At 71.0% G+C, this 17,206-nt stretch carries 11 protein-coding genes; 6 read left to right on the top strand and 5 right to left on the bottom strand.

Annotated elements, in window-relative coordinates; translation table 11 throughout:
• Positions 1 to 272 precede the first annotated feature (272 nt).
• From OCS65_RS14550 to OCS65_RS14535, 4 genes are all read left to right on the top strand, one after another.
• Entirely contained in the window at positions 273 to 1,655 is a 1,383-nt protein-coding gene (locus OCS65_RS14550; RefSeq protein ID WP_231772801.1) for an aldehyde dehydrogenase family protein, read from the top strand.
• Between the two features lie 237 nt (positions 1,656 to 1,892).
• Complete coding sequence (locus tag OCS65_RS14545) at positions 1,893 to 2,393, top strand: DUF427 domain-containing protein (RefSeq protein ID WP_065922536.1); 501 nt, start codon at positions 1,893 to 1,895, stop codon at positions 2,391 to 2,393.
• 304 nt (positions 2,394 to 2,697) lie between these two features.
• Positions 2,698 to 3,153 (top strand): universal stress protein, encoded by a 456-nt coding sequence (locus tag OCS65_RS14540; protein ID WP_080688533.1) that lies wholly within the window; start codon positions 2,698 to 2,700, stop codon positions 3,151 to 3,153.
• A 239-nt stretch (positions 3,154 to 3,392) separates the two neighbouring features.
• Positions 3,393 to 4,037, top strand: a complete 645-nt coding sequence (locus OCS65_RS14535) for a chymotrypsin family serine protease (protein ID WP_006936531.1) — start codon at positions 3,393 to 3,395, stop codon at positions 4,035 to 4,037.
• An 83-nt stretch (positions 4,038 to 4,120) separates the two neighbouring features.
• On the opposite strand, the gene OCS65_RS14530 is transcribed toward OCS65_RS14535, so the two are convergent.
• Complete coding sequence (locus OCS65_RS14530; protein WP_198163413.1) at positions 4,121 to 4,960, bottom strand: alpha/beta fold hydrolase; 840 nt, start codon at positions 4,958 to 4,960, stop codon at positions 4,121 to 4,123.
• A 662-nt stretch (positions 4,961 to 5,622) separates the two neighbouring features.
• Between OCS65_RS14530 and OCS65_RS14520 the strand changes: the two genes are divergently transcribed.
• Positions 5,623 to 7,089 carry a CYTH and CHAD domain-containing protein gene (locus tag OCS65_RS14520; protein WP_006936537.1) on the top strand — a complete coding sequence of 489 codons (1,467 nt, stop codon included), beginning with the start codon at positions 5,623 to 5,625 and terminating at the stop codon, positions 7,087 to 7,089.
• 364 nt (positions 7,090 to 7,453) lie between these two features.
• Here OCS65_RS14520 and OCS65_RS14515 read toward each other — a convergent pair whose 3' ends face one another.
• Both OCS65_RS14515 and OCS65_RS14510 read right to left on the bottom strand, forming a co-directional pair.
• A complete protein-coding gene (locus tag OCS65_RS14515; protein WP_006936539.1) occupies positions 7,454 to 8,806 on the bottom strand; it encodes a nitroreductase/quinone reductase family protein in 1,353 nt (450 codons plus the stop codon).
• Positions 8,803 to 9,519, bottom strand: coding sequence for a hypothetical protein (locus OCS65_RS14510; RefSeq protein ID WP_006936541.1), 717 nt, complete (start codon positions 9,517 to 9,519; stop codon positions 8,803 to 8,805). The genes OCS65_RS14515 and OCS65_RS14510 overlap by 4 nt, the downstream gene beginning before the upstream one ends.
• 1,041 nt (positions 9,520 to 10,560) lie before the next feature.
• Here OCS65_RS14510 and OCS65_RS14505 point away from each other — a divergent pair.
• Positions 10,561 to 14,031, top strand: coding sequence for a serine/threonine-protein kinase (locus OCS65_RS14505; RefSeq protein WP_006936545.1), 3,471 nt, complete (start codon positions 10,561 to 10,563; stop codon positions 14,029 to 14,031).
• A 953-nt stretch (positions 14,032 to 14,984) separates the two neighbouring features.
• Here OCS65_RS14505 and OCS65_RS14500 read toward each other — a convergent pair.
• Together OCS65_RS14500 and OCS65_RS14495 are read right to left on the bottom strand one after the other, a co-directional pair.
• Entirely contained in the window at positions 14,985 to 16,178 is a 1,194-nt protein-coding gene (locus OCS65_RS14500; RefSeq protein WP_102799335.1) for an adenylate/guanylate cyclase domain-containing protein, read from the bottom strand.
• Between the two features lie 328 nt (positions 16,179 to 16,506).
• Positions 16,507 to 16,788 carry a P-loop NTPase family protein gene (locus tag OCS65_RS14495; RefSeq protein WP_043799581.1) on the bottom strand — a complete coding sequence of 94 codons (282 nt, stop codon included), beginning with the start codon at positions 16,786 to 16,788 and terminating at the stop codon, positions 16,507 to 16,509.
• Positions 16,789 to 17,206: the final 418 nt, after the last annotated feature.

Raw genomic sequence — 17,206 nt, 5'->3', positions numbered from 1 at the left:
GGCACCAGCGGGTCCTAGACTGTGGCGATGGGCATCGCTCCGGATGTCGGGGCACCGCGTCGGCGCGGCACCGCCCGATTCGGTGCCACCCGCCGCCGCGGGCTCGGGCCACCGTCCGGGTGCCGCTTGCGCCGGCGCATCCCGACGACCCGCGCCCGAGGCCCTGTCGTCGACGACCTCGCCCCGGCCCCCGTGCCGCCGTCCGCCCATTCGCCGTTCCGCCGCGACAGGCCGACCGCACATCCACTCTCGACTTCCGCTTGGAGGACCACATGACCGTCACATCCACCGACACATCGACCGAACTCCTGACCCGACTGCGGAAGGCCTACGCGACCGGACGCACGCGCGATGCCGGATGGCGCATCCGCCAGCTCCGCGGCATCGAGAAACTCGCCGACGAGCGCGAAGCCGAGATTGCGGCCGCCCTGCAGGAGGACCTGGGCCGAAACGCGGTCGAAGCCTGGCTCGGCGACGTCGCTTCCACCCGGGCCGAAGCCGCCTACGCCCGCAAGCGGGTCCGGCGATGGATGCTTCCTCGACCGAAGTCCTTGTCGATCAACCAGTTTCCCGCACTCGGCTGGGTGCAGTACGAGCCGATGGGAGTGGTCCTGATCATCGCACCGTGGAACTACCCGGTGTATCTGACGCTCGGTCCGCTCGTCGCGGCAGTGGCCGCCGGAAACTGTGCCGTGATCAAACCGTCGGAGCTGGCCCCCGCCACGTCCGCGCTGCTCGCCCGGCTGATTCCGCAGTACCTCGACCCGGAGGCCGTCGTGGTCGCCGAAGGCGATGCCGAGCTCACCCAGAGCCTGCTCGCGCAGGGATTCGATCTCGCCCTGTACACCGGCGGCACCGAGGTGGGCCGCAAGATCATGGCCGCCGCCGCCCCGCAGCTCACGCCGGTGATCCTCGAACTCGGTGGCAAGTCTCCGGTCATCGTCGCCGAGGACGCCGATCTCGAGGTCACCGCGCGGCGCATCGCCTGGATCAAACTCCTCAACTCCGGACAGAGCTGCATCGCGCCCGACTACGTACTGGTCGAGCGGTCCGTCCGCGACGGGCTCGTCGACAAGATCGTCGACACGATCGCCCTGTTCCGCAGCGAGGAACCGCAGCCGGGGATGCGGGTGGTCAACCACCGTCACTTCGATCGGCTCGAGGCGTATCTGGAGTCCACAACCGGACGCATCGTCACCGGCGGCAGGTGCGATCGTGACACTCTCACCGTCGAACCGACCGCGATCGTCGATCCGGCACCCGACGACCCGGGCATGACGGACGAGATCTTCGGGCCCATCCTGCCGATCCTCACCGTCGACTCGGTCGACGCAGCCCTCGACTTCATCGGTGCCCGCCCCAAACCCCTTGCAGCGTACGTGTTCTCCAAATCCCTGAACACCCAGAAGAAGATCACGCAGCGAATCAGCGCGGGTGGCGTGGTGGTCAACCACGTCGGCATGCACGTCCTCGCCCCACAACTGCCGTTCGGTGGCGTGGGCGCCAGCGGAATGGGGGCGTACCACGGGCGCTACGGTTTCGAGGCGCTCAGTCACCGCAAGGCGGTGCTCGTCAAGCCGTTCCGCCCGGATCCGGCGATGAACTACCCGCCCTACACCCAAGCTGCGCTGAAGATCATGCGGCGCCTGTTCTGAGCGGTCCACCGACACCGTCGGGAGTGGAGGGCACCGGCACGGCCGAGGAGGGATCGGCCGGTAGCGTAGTGGACGGCCTCGACGACTCGGAACCGACGAGCCGCGCATTGCTGCGGTCCTGACTCGTCGCCCACGGACGCAGGGGCCGCAACTCGGTTACCCGGCACCCTCGGTCCCGACAGCCCCGGCCCCGCGGTCGTGCCCGTACCCTGGGGAGGTGACCACGAGGAGGTCGCCGTGACAACCCGTCCGAGACCCGTCGAACCTGCCGCCGGGCAGGAGTCGGTGTGGGACTACCCGCGCCCGCCCCGCGTGGAGACCTTCACCGGCTCGATCACCGTGGAACGGGGCGGCCGGACCATCGCGTCGAGTACGCGCGCCTGGCGGGTACTGGAGACCAGCCATCCGCCGACCTACTACCTTCCCGCCGACGCCTTCGCCGAAGGGGTGCTTCGGGAGACGCCGGGCTCGTCGTGGTGCGAGTGGAAGGGCAGGGCAAGCTACTACGACCTGGTGACCGACTCGCGGGTCGCGCCGAAAGCGGCATGGACCTACCGTGATCCCACCCCCGCCTTCCGCGCGATCGCCGGGGCCGTCGCGGTGATGGCCGCCCAGGTCGACCGGTGCACCGTCGACGGCGAGGAGGTCGTCCCGCAACCCGGCGGGTTCTACGGCGGCTGGATCACCAGCTCGGTCGTCGGCCCGTTCAAGGGAATCCCTGGATCGGCGGGCTGGTAACCGCTCCGCAGTACGTCGACGCCGATGCGTACCTGCGGGCGAGCGCGAGCATAGACTGGGTCCATGGGCATCGTTTCCGATGTCGATACGCACCGCGTCGGTACAGGGCACTCCCGCTGCGCGGTGGTCGAGTCCAGCTTTCCTTCCGGCACGAGCTTCGAGAGTTCACCCGGGCGGTCACGCACCGGCCCGCACGAAGCCGTACCACCCGGATGCGGCGGCGAACGACCGTTCCTCGGCGCCGCCTGCGTCGAGGATCCCGGCGCCGACCGTTCCGACCGCGCCGGGCAGGAGAGGAGTCGTCGTGACCGATGACGGAATGACCGGCCGCGTCGTGGTCGGAGTGGACGGTTCGGAGCCGTCGAAGGGGGCACTGCGCTGGGCACGATTCGTCGCCCGCTCGGCAGGGTTCGAGGTCGACGCCGTGGCGGCATGGGAGATTCCCTGGGCCGCCGCGGAAGGCTGGCCGAGCGATTGGGATCCGGAGCGGGAAACGTCCGGGATGCTGCACGAGACGGTCACCGGGGTCCTCGGGAGCGAGCCCGGCGTGTCCGTGCAGGAACTGGTTCGCCGCGGCGGAGCCGCGCGCGTCCTGCTCGACGAGAGCCGCGACGCGCAGTTCCTGGTGGTGGGAAGCCGGGGGCACGGCGGCTTCAGCGGCCTGCTGCTCGGTTCGGTCAGCGCCGCATGCGCCGAGCACGCACACTGCCCGGTGCTGGTCATCCATGGCGATACCCCGCCTCCGCCCGTCTCGCCCTGAGGCGATCGCGGCGACGATCCCGCGCCCCCGTCGCACCGCTGTCCCCGATCTGCCGGTCCGGTCGTTCCCTTCCCCGGATCGGTCCCCGCCGCGTGTTCTCGTCCCGGAAAACGCTGCGAACAGCACCCGGTGCGGCGGATGATCGAGAAACAGCGCCCGAGGGCGGTGGATCGTACGCGCGACCCTCCCGTTCCTGCGCGTGTCCGACTCGTTCGCTCGACCTTCGGGAGAGGCCCGCCATGAGACTCGGCATCCTCGTTCTCGCCGTCGGCGCGTCGCTGCTCGCCGGCACCGGTGTTGCAGCGGCCGCCGATCCGGCCGTCCTCGGCGGCGGTTCCGGTATCGTCATGGACGGCCGGAACTACTGCACCCTCACCACGATCGGCCCCGATTCCGGGGGCCGGCTGGTCGGATTCACGGCGGGGCACTGCGGAAACGCCGGGTCCACGGTCGCCTCGGAGGCCGATCCGGACGCCGGTGTGGTCGGCACGATCGCCTACACCGATGCGGACTTGGACTACGCGGTGATCGTGTTCGAGCCGGCGAAGGTGGCGCCCGTGAATCGGGTGGGAAACACGACGATCACGGGGATCGGGGGACCGGCGCAGTTCCCGGACATCGTCTGCAAGCAGGGCCGCACCACGGGGCATACCTGCGGGGTGGCCTACGGCGATGTGTTCGGTTCGGGGCAGACCTGGACGCAGACGTGCGTCGACCTCGGCGACTCGGGAGGTCCGGTGGTGGTCGGAACCACGCTCGTGGGCATGGTGAACGGCTATCTCAGCGTTGCCTGCCTCGGTCCGGAGGTCGGCACGAGCATGACGGCCGTCGTCGGTGACGCCGATGCGCGGGGCGGCGCCGGGGCGGGGTTCCGTCCGATCTAGGAGGCGCAGGTCGAGACGATGTCGCCCGGGTGAGGGGCGGACCTGTCGGACCGGCGGCCACGCACCCCGGGGGTTCTCCTCGGTCAGCCGACCTCGGCGAGAAAACGCTCCAGGATGCCGGTGACCCGGGCCGGGTCTTCCAGCGTCGAACTGTGGCCCACCCCGTCGAGTTCCACCAGTCGCGAGCCCGGGATCAGCGCGTGCATTTCGCGGGAGAGATGCGGCGGCATCTCGACATCCAGTTGTCCCGCGACGATCAGCGTCGGCACGCTCACCGCGGGGAGCTCGTCCCGGATGTCGGGGCGGACCATCATGCCGAGCATCGTGTTCGCCAGTGACGACCGGTCGGCCTGCGCCCACCGCCTGCGCCACGCCTGACGCTCGGGTTCCCGGGCGGGGTCGGTGCGGAACGGTGCGCCGTAGAGTTCCTTCTCGATGCCGCGCAGCACGAGGGCAGGTGACGGCCCGAGGAGCCGGGCCACGGCCGTCAGGGCCAGGTGCAGCGGGTACTTCGCGGGCGGGTGCGGGGTTGCGCCGGTGTTGAGCAGGGTCAGCGAGCGCACCTGGTCCGGTTCCCGCGCTCCGATGCGCATCCCGACGAAGCCGCCCATCGACAGCCCCACCAGATGCGCGGGTGCGAGGTCGAGCCGCCGGATCACGGTGAGCACGTCGGCGGTCAGTTGCTCGAGCTGGTAGCCGCTCCGGGCGTGCCCGGAGCGGCCCTGTCCCCGGAAATCGAGGGTGAGGCAACGGTATCGATCCCTCAGCGCCGCGATCTGCGCCTCGTACATTCGCCCGTCGAAGAAGAACCCGTGCAGGAACAGGATCGGCTCGCCCTCACCGCCGGTGTCCTCGCAGTACAGGTCGACGTCCCGCACCCGCAGGTACGACCGGCGCATGTCCGGAACTCGGGGCGTTGTCATGGCATGCTCCGTTTCGAGCTGTGACGGGGACCGTCGCGGAATGAGGTCGAGGATCGGTTCCGAGCACCGCCGGTGTCAAGGGGGGCCGCAGCAACCGCAGTGGCGCCGTGGATCCGTGTGCCCGCGATCTCGCGACACCACTTCAGCACGTGCAGTTGTGCCTCGGTCAGATTCGTGAAAGCCTGATCGGCCCAAGAGCTTCCGCGCACATACTGCACCGCGCGTTCGACCCGGGGTTTACGCTTCGGTGACCGCACCCGCGCCGGATCGGGCCGGGCCGTCCGGTCCGTCGCCGGCGTCGGCAGGGGCCTCGGTGCGACCGTCGCCGCATTCTTCGGCTGCGTCGACGACCGCGCCGGCGCAGCAGCGGTGGTGGTACCGGACTGGACTCGGGTGGTGGGCCGGTACGGGATCAGCCGTTTCGCGGCCGGTGCCCCGTCCCCGACGGCGGCCGGCACCGGCCAGTCCACCAGCCCGGTGCTGCCGAGGGCGGCCAGCGTCGCCGCGGCCGCCGGGGTCGAGTCGGTGACCAGACGAGCGGATGTAGCACGTATTCCCGGAGATCCTCGACCGTCGATTGGCCCACCGCCGAAGACCATCCTGCGGCGGGAACCCGGCGCGTTCACTGCCGAAGCCCGGCCGGATGCGACAGACTCGAAGTCATGGCCTCGTCCGCGCCCGCCCACACCACGTATCTCGCGTCGTCCCGGGGGGACCTGCCGCGATGGCAGGACATCCTGCCGAAGGCACGGCACGTCGAGCACCCCGGCCCCGAGCGCCACAGCATCTACCTCGACACCGACGACCGCGATCTGCGGCACTGGGACAGCATCCTCCGGTACCGAAATCCCGGCCCCGACGACGAGCCCGGCTGGGAACTGGCCGTTCCCGGCGGCACGCTCGGTACCGAACTGCACCTCGCCTCCACCGACAGCGACCTCGTGCCCGACGAACTCACCGCGGCGGTGGCGGGCCTGACGGGCGGGCGGCCGCTGCGACGCTCGGTCACCCTCGGCATCGGCGAGCACCGGCACGAGTGGTACGACCGCAAGGACCGGCTGCTCGCGCAGATCATCGTCGAGACGGTCCAGGCCACCGTGATCGGCCGGGCGGCAACCGTCGAACAGTGGCACCAGCTCGACCTCGACCTCGGTACGGCGGCGACGAAGAAGCACCGCACCGCCGTCACCGCGGCCCTGGCCCGCGCCGGCGCCGCACCGGCCCCGCACCGCAGCGAGCTCGAGCACGCCCTCGCCGCAACCGACCCGGCCCCGGGCCCCCACACCCCCACCGGGAAGGCCCCCACAGCGCGGCGGATGCTCGGTGCCTACCTCGACGCCCAGATCGAGGCGATCGGCGCGGGGGACGTGTGGCTGCGCCGCGGTCTGGACCCGATACATCCCACCCGGGTCGGTATCCGGCGGCTGCGCAGCACCCTCCGGGTGTGGCAGGACCTGTTCGAACCCGCGCAACGCACCTGGCTCGATTCCGAATTGTCTTGGTATTCCGGGCTGCTCGGTCATGTTCGGGATCGGCAGGTGCAGCGCGCCCGGCTGGCCGCCGCGCTCGAGACACTGCCGCCGGAAGTGGTGATGGGCCCGGTGGCGTCCCGGCTCGACACCGATCTGCTCGCCGACGAGCGCCGCCACCTCGACGAGGTGCTGCGCGCCCTGGACTCCGACCGGTATCGCATGCTGCTCGCCGCGCTGGCACGCTGGCGCACGCAGCCACCGCTGACCGACCATGGGGACGGTGCGCGGGTGATCGAGAAGGCGGTGCGCACCGCCGAACGCACGGCCCTGAGCCGGGTGCGGGCCGCCGCCGACGAGGACGAGGCGGCGCCGAGTCGGGCCCGCAAGGCCGCCGAGCGGGCCCGCTATGCCGTCGAGTTGGCTGCCCCGCTGCTGGGCCGCACACGCGCGAAGCGCAAGATCGCCCGCTACACGAACATCCAGCAGGTCCTCGGCGAACATCGGGACAGCGCCGTCGCCACCGACCTGCTGCGCGAGTTCGGTGCCCGGGCCGGGACCACACCCGGGGAGAACGGGTTCACCTTCGGGTTGCTGTACGGGCTCGAGCTGCAGGCGGCCGAGCGGGCCCGTCGCCACGCCGCCGACCTGGCCACCTGAGCGGCACCCCCTGGTCCGGTCGAGGCGGCGGCGCGCCTCGTCGAGGCTGCCGGCCTCGGTCACCGTGTGCACCACCGCGCCGATCCCCGGGAGCCGTCACTGCACCACCGCGGCGAGGGTCGGTCGATCCATGATCCGAGCAAGGTCGTGATCGACCTGGCGATGGCGGCGACTGCCGCGATGCCGCACAGGACCCGCATGGCGGCGTATGCCGCGATGGGGGTCCGACCCCCGGCGGAGCACAGGGCGGGTGCTCGACGTCGAGCAGGCTGCGACGGTAGCCGGCCATGGGCCGCCAGGTCCCCCGGAGGTGGGCGAATGTCGGGGAACGCAGTACCGGGCGGGGCCGCTCTTCGGGTGACGGTCATCGCGGTGCTCTCGTCTGGTGGGCCGGCTGTCCGCTGTCGGTGACCCGGAACACCGGGTAGCGCGGTGCCACAGCCGCCAACTCTTCCAGGGTGGGTGCACCGGCCAGGCCGAAGTACATGTCCGCCTCCCGGGCGATCCGTCGGTTGCCGGGTTGCCGTCCGCCCCGCAGCAAGTAGGCGCGGAGGAGGCCGGCCCGGTCGGCGACCGGCACCTCGACCAACGTGACAGCCCTGCGTCGGCGGCCGCGGGCCAGCATCGCGCGCCCGCCGGCGGCCCCCACGTTGCGGGCCCACTGGGACTGCCCGGCCAGCGACAGCAGGTACTGCTCGCCGTCGTGGTCCAGCAGCACCAGGTTGGTCCGGCGCACGACACCGGAGCGGCGCCCGGGAACCTCGAGCGTCACGACATATCGCGGGCTGAGCCGCAGCCGGGTCAACGCGTGACCCAGCCACTGCAGCCGGGCGTACACCAGCGGTGGGGGCCGATACCGGCCCGCTCCGCCGTACCGGGGTGCGGCCACAGCGACCCGGAGCGTGCGCAGCCCCCGGCGCAGCCGACCGGCCCGAGGCCGGTCCAGTTTCCGGGCCAGGTGGTGCAGTGCCTCGGCCGCTGCGGTGGCCAGCGGCAGCCCGTGCCCGGGAGCGAGCACCCGCGGCTCCAGCGCCGCCAGGGCAGCGACGGACCGCACCGCCGCCGGCTGGTCCCAGGTGGTGTACCGGGGTGGTCCGGCGAGCCGCCGCCGGCCGGTCAGCGTCCCGAGGACCGAGTTCAGGTCCACGGTCACCGCGGCGTCCCCGGCGATCAGCACGCCGTCGCTGCGTCGCAGGTAGGCCACGTGACCCGGGGTGTGCCCGGGGGTGTGCACCCATTGCCAGTCGGGCAGCGCCGGCACCACGCCGCCCGGCCCCAGCGGACGCACCACGTCGGTGAGGCTGCCCGCCTGTTCGATCCGGGCCCGAGTCCGCCGGGGCAGCAGCCGCATCAGCGGGATCACCACCCACCGGTCCAGCGGCATCGTGTACTCCGGCAGGTACCGGCCCGGGGCCATCGGCAGCTCAGCGGGGTGGACGTACACCGGCACCCCCCAGGTCCGGGCCAGGGCCCCGGCGGCCCCGGAGTGATCCGGGTGGAGGTGGGTCAGCAGAATCGCCGCCGGCTTCGTGCCCGTGCCGAACAGCGACTCCGCCGCCGCGGTGATGGTCTCGGCGCTGCCGGCCCAGGCCGCGTCCACCAACACCCACGTCGACCCCGACGCGATCAGGTAGACGTTGGAGGCGGCGGCGCTCCGGCCGGCCCGGAGCAGGTGGACGCCGGGGGCGATCTGGTGCGGTCGGGCACGGAAGGTCATCGGGTGCCCCTGCTGCGGTGGCCGCTGCCGGGTTGCGCGTGCGCGACGCCGCGCCCGGCCTCGAGCCGGTCGCGGGCCCGGGCCGCCGGCAGCGCCAGGATCACCCCGCCGAAGGCCAGCACCATCAGCCCGTACACCCCGGCAGGACTCGTCGAACCCCACACCGCGTGCATCACCAGAGTGCCCGGGACCAATCCCAGGTAGCCGACCACGCCGGCTCCCAGCGCCCACGGCCACATCCGCGCCAGGGAGCGCCTGGCTGCGCCGAAGTGCTGCGGGGATACGGCCGGCCAGGCTGCGCCCAAGCCCAAGACGATGCCCAGCAGGGGCGGCCCGAACCCGCCGCCCACGGCCAACAGCAGCAACGACAGCCCGAGCAGCAGCGGCCCTGCGTGCCGGCGGTGCACGCCGACGATCGCCCAGGCACCCAGCGCGGTCGCCACCACCACGGTGACGACCCCGGAGACCAGCAGGTCGGGGAGCACGGTCAGGGCGGGCTCGCCGCCGAGGGCCTCGAACGCCGCGTGCTCGGGCCAGGACCGGATCACCCACCCCGGCGGTGGGCCCGAGCCCTGAAGCATCTCCCCGACCCCGTGCTCGATGCCGGCCAGGGCGGCCAGCGCCCCGAACACGGCGACCACGGTCCCGGTGGCGGCACCCGGCCGGACCTGCTGCCGGCTGCCGCCGGACTCGGCGTTCTCTGCGGTGGTCACCCGAATCACCCCGGGGCGGTCACGGGGGCGCCGGTCGACTCGACTACGTATTCCGCGGAACCGGCTTCGGATGCAGTCATCTCTCACCTCGGATCCTCGAAGGTGTGCACGGCGCCCTTCTCCGACCGCGGTTGCGGTGGGTGCACCCACTGTAGGTGCGCATTGCGGCAGATCGGCACGAGATCTCGTGCCGATCTGCCGAAGAAGCCACACGACCCCAGAAACCGCCACTACAGGCGGCGAGCGGGAACGCCGCCCAGCTGCGGGCCGGTCCCGCCTTCCACCGCGGGAGTGCGGTGTGCGCAGGCGCGGTCATGACTGCCGCGGTGGGTGAAAGTCCAGTTCCTGCAGCGTGGTCAGGGAGGTCGACGGCAGGTCGGGGAAGCGAATCGCTCTCATCGAAAGAGCCATTGAGGTTCGACGTCGAGTTCCACACCCTCCTCGCACACGCCGCCCAGAATCCGCTGCGGGTGACGCTGCACGGTGCCCTCCGAGCCTCGAGCGGCGTCAAACCCGCCCGACGCCCGGACCCGGTCCCCGCCGGCCCCGAACTGCCGGATACACCATCGCCGGCCGAGACGAGGTGAACAGTCTTGTCCCCGGCTACCCGATCATCCTCGAGGACCCGTTCCGCGCCGAATCCTGGCGACAGACGAGGCCCCTCGTACCAGCTCCAGCTCTGGGGTGCGGCCAACACACCGACGTCGCCGCCGCGCGGCCAACCGCTCGCTGAGCGTCCGCTGAGAAGGCGGTGCGTCACGCGTATCGGCGAATGGCCAACCGGGGCCGACAACCGGCCGACAGCCGACTTCGGCGTCGCGGCCGACGCCGCCGCGACGCGGACGCGTAGGTCGACGAGTCGGGTTCTGCTGCCGCACAATGGTTCTCGGGGAACATGCGACCCCAGGCGTGGGTGCCCGCCGACAATGCCCGCTCCCTCGATGGACAGGCCGCTGGTCGTCCGTTCGATCGCCCCGCCTCCGATCCCACGGGGATATGATCAGGGCATTCGACCAACCCCGGCTATGAGTGAGGCAGCCGATGGCCGAGAGCGATCCGCTGGCGACGCAGCGGGAGACCCCGCCGCGCATCGTGGCCGAACTTGTCGCGGCCGGGTTCGAGGACGTGCACGAGATCGGCCGGGGTGGTTTCGGCGTCGTCTACCGGTGTCGGCAGCCCGCCCTGGACCGCACCGTGGCGATCAAGGTGCTGACCTCGGAACCGGACCCCGACAACCTCGAACGCTTCCTGCGTGAGCAGCGCGCAATGGGGCGGCTGTCCGGCCACCCGAATATCGTCACCGTCCACGAGGTCGGCGCCACCGCATCCGGTCAGCCGTACATCGTGATGGAGTACCACCGCCGCAACTCGCTCGAGGCCCGGATCCGGGAGCAGGGCCCACTGCGGTGGGAGGACGCACTCGGGATCGGCGTCAAGATCGCCGGCGCGTTGGAGACCGCGCACCGCATGGGCATGCTGCACCGGGACGTGAAACCGGCGAACATCCTGCTCACCGACTATGGTGAGCCGCAGCTGACCGACTTCGGAATCGCTCGGGTCGCCGGGGCTTTCGAGACCGCCGCCGGCGCGGTCACGGGATCTCCGGCGTTCACCGCCCCGGAGGTGCTCGCCGGACAATCCCCCTCCCGCTCGGCGGACGTGTACGGGCTCGGCGCGACTTTGTTCTGTGCCATCACCGGGCACGCGGCGTACGAGAGGCGCCGCGGCGAATCCGTGGTCGCGCAGTTCCTACGGATCACCCGCGGGCCGGCACCTGACCTGCACGGCGGCACCGGCATCCCGGATGATGTCGGCGAGATGCTCGAGCGCGCGATGGACCGGGATCCGACCTCACGCACCGGCACCGCCGCCGCATTCGGCGAGCAGTTGCGTGCGGTCGAGGAACACCACGGGCTGCCGGTGGACGAGCTACCGGTGCCCGATGCCAGCGAGCCCACCGACCTCGGCGCCGCGCACCCCCGCGCCACGACCGGCACCGGCCGCCGGCGGCGGACCGGATCCGGCCGGCTGACCCCACCGGTGCCTGCCACGCGGCTGCGCCCACCGACGGCGACCCGCCCCCTGGTGGTCCGCGAGCGCCTGCTGCGGCTGCTGCGTGTGGGTGGGCGGCGCATCCTGACGGCCATCACCGCCCCGCCGGGCTTCGGCAAGACCACCCTGGCCGCACAATGGTCGCGCGAACTGGCCGACAACGGCGTCCAGGTGGCCTGGCTGTCCGTCGACAGTGACGACAACGGGGCCGTGCGGCTTCTGGCGCATCTGCTCGAATCCCTCCGACAGGTGCGGCCGGCCCTGGCCCAGGATCTCGGCGCGGTCCTCGAGGAGTACGGCGACGACGCCACGCAGTATGTGCTCACCGCGTTGATCAACGAAATCCAGGAGTCCGAGGAGCACGTCGCTCTGATCATCGACGACTGGCACCGAGTCTCCGACTCCGCGACCATCGCTGCGATGGCGTACCTGTTGGACAACGCCGACCCCAATCACCTGCAGATCATCGTGACCAGCCAGGCGCGCACCGGACTGCCGCTGAGCCGCATGCGGCTGCGCGACGAGCTGATCGAGGTGGACGCGGCCACCCTGCGGTTCGACCCTCCGGAGGTACGACGGCTGCTGGTCGAGCTGGCCGGACTCCGCCTGACCGACAACGACGTCGACGCACTGACCCGCGCCACCGGCGGCTGGGTGGCCGCGCTGCAGCTGGTTTCGCTGTCGCTGCGCGACAGCGACGATCCGGCAGGGCTGATCCGCGGAATCACCGGCCGCCACCATGTCATCGGGGAATACCTCGCCGAGAACGTCCTCGACACCCTCGAACCCCGAATTCTCGAGTTCCTGCTCGCCACCTGCATCTGCGAATACGTCTCTGCAGAGCTGGCAACCGTGCTCACCGGAACGACTCGATGCCAGTCGTTGCTCGAGGAGATCGAGGACCGCGGCCTGTTCCTGCGCCGGATGGACGAGGACCGCACCTGGTTTCGCTACCACCACCTGTTCCGAGAGTTCCTGCAACGCCGAATCGAACGCGAGACCCCCGAACGTGTGACGCAGCTGCACCGCACCGCGGCCCAATGGTTCGCCGAGCACGCGATCATCCGCGACGCGGTGACCCACGCCCAGGCCGCGGGGGATCAGGAGATGGCCGTCGACCTGGTCGAACGGCACGGCGCGAGCCTGCTCGAGCACTCCCAGGTGACGTCCACGCTGGCGCTTCTCGACAAGCTACCCCCGGCGGTGCTGTCCAACCGCCCCCGCTTGCAACTGATGGTGGCATGGACCACGATCCTGTTGAACCGCGTTCGCCCCGCCGAACAGGCCCTCGAGGCCGTCGAATCCCTCCTCACCACCGCGCCTCTCACCGCCGACGAGACCGAGGACCTGCGAGCCGAAGTCGGGGTGGTGCGTGCCGTCGTAGCGGCCCGGTGCGACCGCTTCGACACCATCGACGAGCTGGTCCGCCCCAGCCTGGCCCGGGCCGACTCGCTCTCACCCTGGGTAGTGTCCGCGGCCGCGAACCTCGCCAGCATGGCCGCGATCTACCGGTTCGATTTCGACGCGACGGAGCGGCTTCAGGAGTGGGCCGCGCCATACCACGCCCGCAACCACGGGCCATACGCCCACATGCACAGCTATTGCTGCCTCGGCCTCGCCGCGCACGAACGACTCGACATCGCCACCGCCGAGGAGCGGTTCCGGCAGGGTCTGCGGGTATCCCGCAGCCGGGGCGACGGGCACTCTCTCGCCGCCCGACTCGCGGCGTCACTGCTCGGCGAGCTGCTGTACGAGCAGGACCGCCTCGACGAGGCGGAACGACTCCTCGACGAGGCCTACCTGCTCGGCTACGAGGGCGGTGCCGTGGACTTCAAGGTGGCCCGGTACGCGATCGGCGCCCGGATCAAGGCGGTGCGGGGCGATCGCGCGGCGGCCGCGCAGCGCCTGGATGCGGGCGCTCGGGCCGCGCACACGCTGACGTTGCCCAGGCTGCGGGCCCGGATCGAGGAGGAACGCGTACGGTTGCGACTGCCCCCGACCGCCGGCATTCCCCCGCGCCCCCCGATCGCCTATCCGGAGCGGCGCCGGCCGGTGCACGGGGTCGACGCGATCACCGCCCAACTCGACGAGACCGTCGCCATCTGGGCACTGCTCGACGACGACACACCGGCGTCGACGGAGTTGGCCTGCACCTGGGCGCAGGAATGGGTGGACATACTCGCAGACGCCGGCCGGCCGCGGGCGCTACTGCAGGCACGGCGGCTGCTGGTCGACACCCTCGCCGCGGCCGACCGCGCCGACGAGGCCAAAGAGTTGCTCGCGACGATCACCGCGCAATGCGCCACGCTCGGCATCGTGCGCTACCTGCTCGACGGCGGGCCGCACCTGGTGGCGCTGCTCGCGGATCTGCGCGCGGACTGGGAGGCCGGGCGGTGGCGAGACGAGTGGCCCGCGGTGCCCGACCGATTCTGGGACGCGGTCACCCCGACAGAACCGTGATGCCCCGCCCATGCGCTCATCGCATCGTCCACAACCTCAGCGGCGCATCCACCCGCATCCCGCGGCCCCACTCCGACCGCGGGAGGGCGCGAACCTGCGGACCAACGCCCGGCCTCGTCGCGCCACCCGCCAGACTGGTCGATGCGTTGGTCAGAATCTGCCGCGCGGGGTGTTCGGCCGACGATCGGGTGTGCGAGAGGATGAAGCGTTCCTGACGCTCTCCGTCACGGTGCGTTGTTCGAGGTAAACCGCCGCAGTGGCCGAATCCGAATTCCGGCGTTCTGCCCGATGCGGTCACCGATGCCGGGGCGCAGCGCACGGCCACGTCCGGGCCCTGCTCATCCGTCGCCCTCCACGTGGGCGGGGATCGCTTCGCGGCCACCATGGTGGTCCTGCCGGAAGGGCTGTACTTCGGCCGGCTGGGCACCGACAGCGCCGACGACCTCGTCGACGCGTATCCGGCCGGCACCCTGGCCCTGCCCACCTGCGGGGCCGCGCCGTGTTCTCGCTTCCGGCACAGGCCGCCGAGCGCGCCGCACGCCAGGCCTGCGGCATCACCGCCGTCGACGCGCTCGAACACCTCTGCGAGACCGTCGGACCCGATTCGGACAGCCCCACGGTCGACGCGCATCTGGCGCAGCGCCGGTACCGGGTGGTGGTGCGCGCAGGGAAGCCGCAGACTCCGTCCACCACGGATGCGGAGCCGGCGCACCGGTCGCCTGGAATCGGTGGATTGTCGAGGAACTACACACGATCCCGTCCGAGCCGACTTGTCCACGCCGCTCCCCTCACCGGCGCAGTCCACCTACAGAAAAAACTCTGCGGCTCAGACCTGCTGCAGCCGCGGCCCAATTGTTGCCGGATGACCGGGGAACTCCGACTTCGCGGGCGGCCGCGGGATTGCTCCAACCGCGGGCGCAACTCACCACCCGATCCTCTATCGGGAGGAGCCGCTACGGGGAGTGCTCGAGTCCCGTCTCGCTCGGTGACCTTCGGACCGCATGGACCCGATAAAGCTCATGCTCGCCGGCGAAGCCTTTCAGCGTGTACCTGCCCGCCGGCTCCGCGGCCACTGCCGCGCTGTCCAGCCGACGCATCGCCGCGACGTCGACAAGCACCTCGAGTGGTTTGGCGATCGAAGCGATGCGGCTCGCCCGGTTGAGCGGTCGACCGATCCAATCACCGGCACTGCGCACGGCAGTGCCCCATGCGATCCCGGCATGCAGCGGCGGAAGACCCTGCCGGTGCGCGGCAGCAAGGAGCTCCAGCACCACCGTGACCAGACTCGTCGGGTCCGGGGACAGCAGCAGCACCGCGTCCCCGACGGTCTTCACGAACCGCACCGGCGGGGCCACCACATCCGTGGTCAGAGCATCGAGTCGATCGGCCAACTCGCCGAGCTCCGATGGCGACAGTTGCTCCCCGAGACCGGTGAACCCGACCAGATCGGCGAAGCACACCGCGACCTCGTGTGCCCCGGGATCACGGTGATCGACCGTGTCGGCGTGGATCTGCTGACGCAGATACTGCCGAAGGCGCGTGGTGACGGCGCGACCGAGCAAGCGGGATTGAAACTCCGCGAACCGTCGCAGCTCACGGGCATAGCGCAGTGCCATCTCGGGGTGATCGGCGTCGGCATCGAGCTGCCGCTGAATCAAGGACACGGTCGCGCCGGCGAGGGTCGCGGTATTTCTGCCCACAATCCGGGCGAACGCGAACAGGTCGGCGTCCGCGCCGCCGAGAGCGCGGTACTCGGCCAACAGCCGGGCCAGACGCAGGTCGTCCTCGCTGTAGTCCGCCGCCCCCGCGGTCGACACCCCACGGCCCATCGAGCGAAACCACCGCTCCACATCCGACCTGGAGAGGCCGGTCCGCCCCGAGATCTGTTCGATCGTGTAGGTGACCCCGCGGGGAGTCAACGCATCGTCGAACAGCAGATATCCCAGCTGGCCTCGCCGGGTGGCCTCGGTCAGCGCTGCCACGTTTGCGCCATGGTCGGCGAGGTGCAGCAGGACGCGGATGCGGCGTGCTCTGGCTACTCCCCCCAGCCCGTCCAGCAAGCCGGCCGCCGCGAACTCACGAACGCGACGTCGGCGGCACAGCCGGGACGGCGCGGACAGCAGACGCCTCGCCAACGAAAGGAGCACTTCTGGATTGTCCCGGCTCGCGCCGCCTCCTGTCCCAGGAGTCTCGCGTCCATGACGACGACGTCGAAACGACCGGCGTCGGACATGGCCACTGCTGCCGCAAACGTCGCTCGGTACCTCGGGGTGACCCGGATGCCCTTCAGGATCAGCACTCGGTACCGGTGCCTCACATGCAGCACACAGAACCCGGTCGGTCGATCAGGGCGGTCGCCTCGACGTCGACGAGCCGTGCCTGAACGCCGTGGGCGAGCGCACCGAGAATCCGGGGCACCGCACCGCCGGAGGACGCGATCGCTCGCGCTGCCGGCTCCGGCCGACGGCCGGTGCTCTAATTCCTCCCCGACTCACACGGCCGCAACCCCCGAAAAAGCCTGTCCGGGTCGAGTTCGGCGGCCGGGGGAACGACCACACCGATCGCCCGGGCCTCGGTCACCGCCCGGGCGAGCAACAGGCGGGCCTGCTCGTAGCGGCACCGAAGGTCCTCGGGCAACGCAACATCGCGCAGTGCGACTCCGGCGGGGACCTCGTCGAGCGCCTCTGCGACCAGGGATCGCACGATGAGAATTCCTGTCTGCACACCCTCGACCGCCCAGCGTTGTTGCCAATCCATGCCGACCGCCCTCGACTCGGCTCAGCACCGATTTCACCTGCCGCAATTATCCGCCCCGCAAGTCCCTGTAGTCACGCCTCGAAGCTGGGCACCGCCGTCGGCGTCGGTGCACATCGCCCGCAGTTGCTCGAGGGGGACCGATTCCGCGAGCGGTCTACTCCGCTTCGGCAGTGAAGTACCCCGCCAGGCGCGCCTCCGCGAGAGCGCCTCAACAGATCCGTTGCCTGCACCTCCAACACCAGGCCGATACAGACGAGATCCACCATGTCGGTGATTCCTTCGCCTCGTTCCAGGCGCAGGATCGTGTGGTGGCTGACGCCGCTCGCCTTGGCGAGAGCGCCGGGAGTCAGGTGCCTGCGGAGTCGCTCCACTCGAAACTCCTCGGCAACCGGTCGCTGTGGTCGATTCCGCGGTCGTC

The organism is Rhodococcus aetherivorans (assembly GCF_025722975.1).
Taxonomy (GTDB): domain Bacteria; phylum Actinomycetota; class Actinomycetes; order Mycobacteriales; family Mycobacteriaceae; genus Rhodococcus; species Rhodococcus aetherivorans.
The sequence above is the reverse complement of the archived record's forward strand: the minus strand, read 5'-3'. Positions and strand labels throughout refer to the sequence as shown.

Coding starts and splice junctions, on each gene's coding strand:
- OCS65_RS14550 (WP_231772801.1), top strand. CDS start 273: ATGACCGTCACATCCACCGACACATCGACCGAACTCCTGACCCGACTG.
- OCS65_RS14535 (WP_006936531.1), top strand. CDS start 3,393: ATGAGACTCGGCATCCTCGTTCTCGCCGTCGGCGCGTCGCTGCTCGCC.
- OCS65_RS14530 (WP_198163413.1), bottom strand. CDS start 4,960: ATGACAACGCCCCGAGTTCCGGACATGCGCCGGTCGTACCTGCGGGTG.
- OCS65_RS14520 (WP_006936537.1), top strand. CDS start 5,623: ATGGCCTCGTCCGCGCCCGCCCACACCACGTATCTCGCGTCGTCCCGG.
- OCS65_RS14515 (WP_006936539.1), bottom strand. CDS start 8,806: ATGACCTTCCGTGCCCGACCGCACCAGATCGCCCCCGGCGTCCACCTG.
- OCS65_RS14505 (WP_006936545.1), top strand. CDS start 10,561: ATGGCCGAGAGCGATCCGCTGGCGACGCAGCGGGAGACCCCGCCGCGC.
- OCS65_RS14495 (WP_043799581.1), bottom strand. CDS start 16,788: ATGGATTGGCAACAACGCTGGGCGGTCGAGGGTGTGCAGACAGGAATT.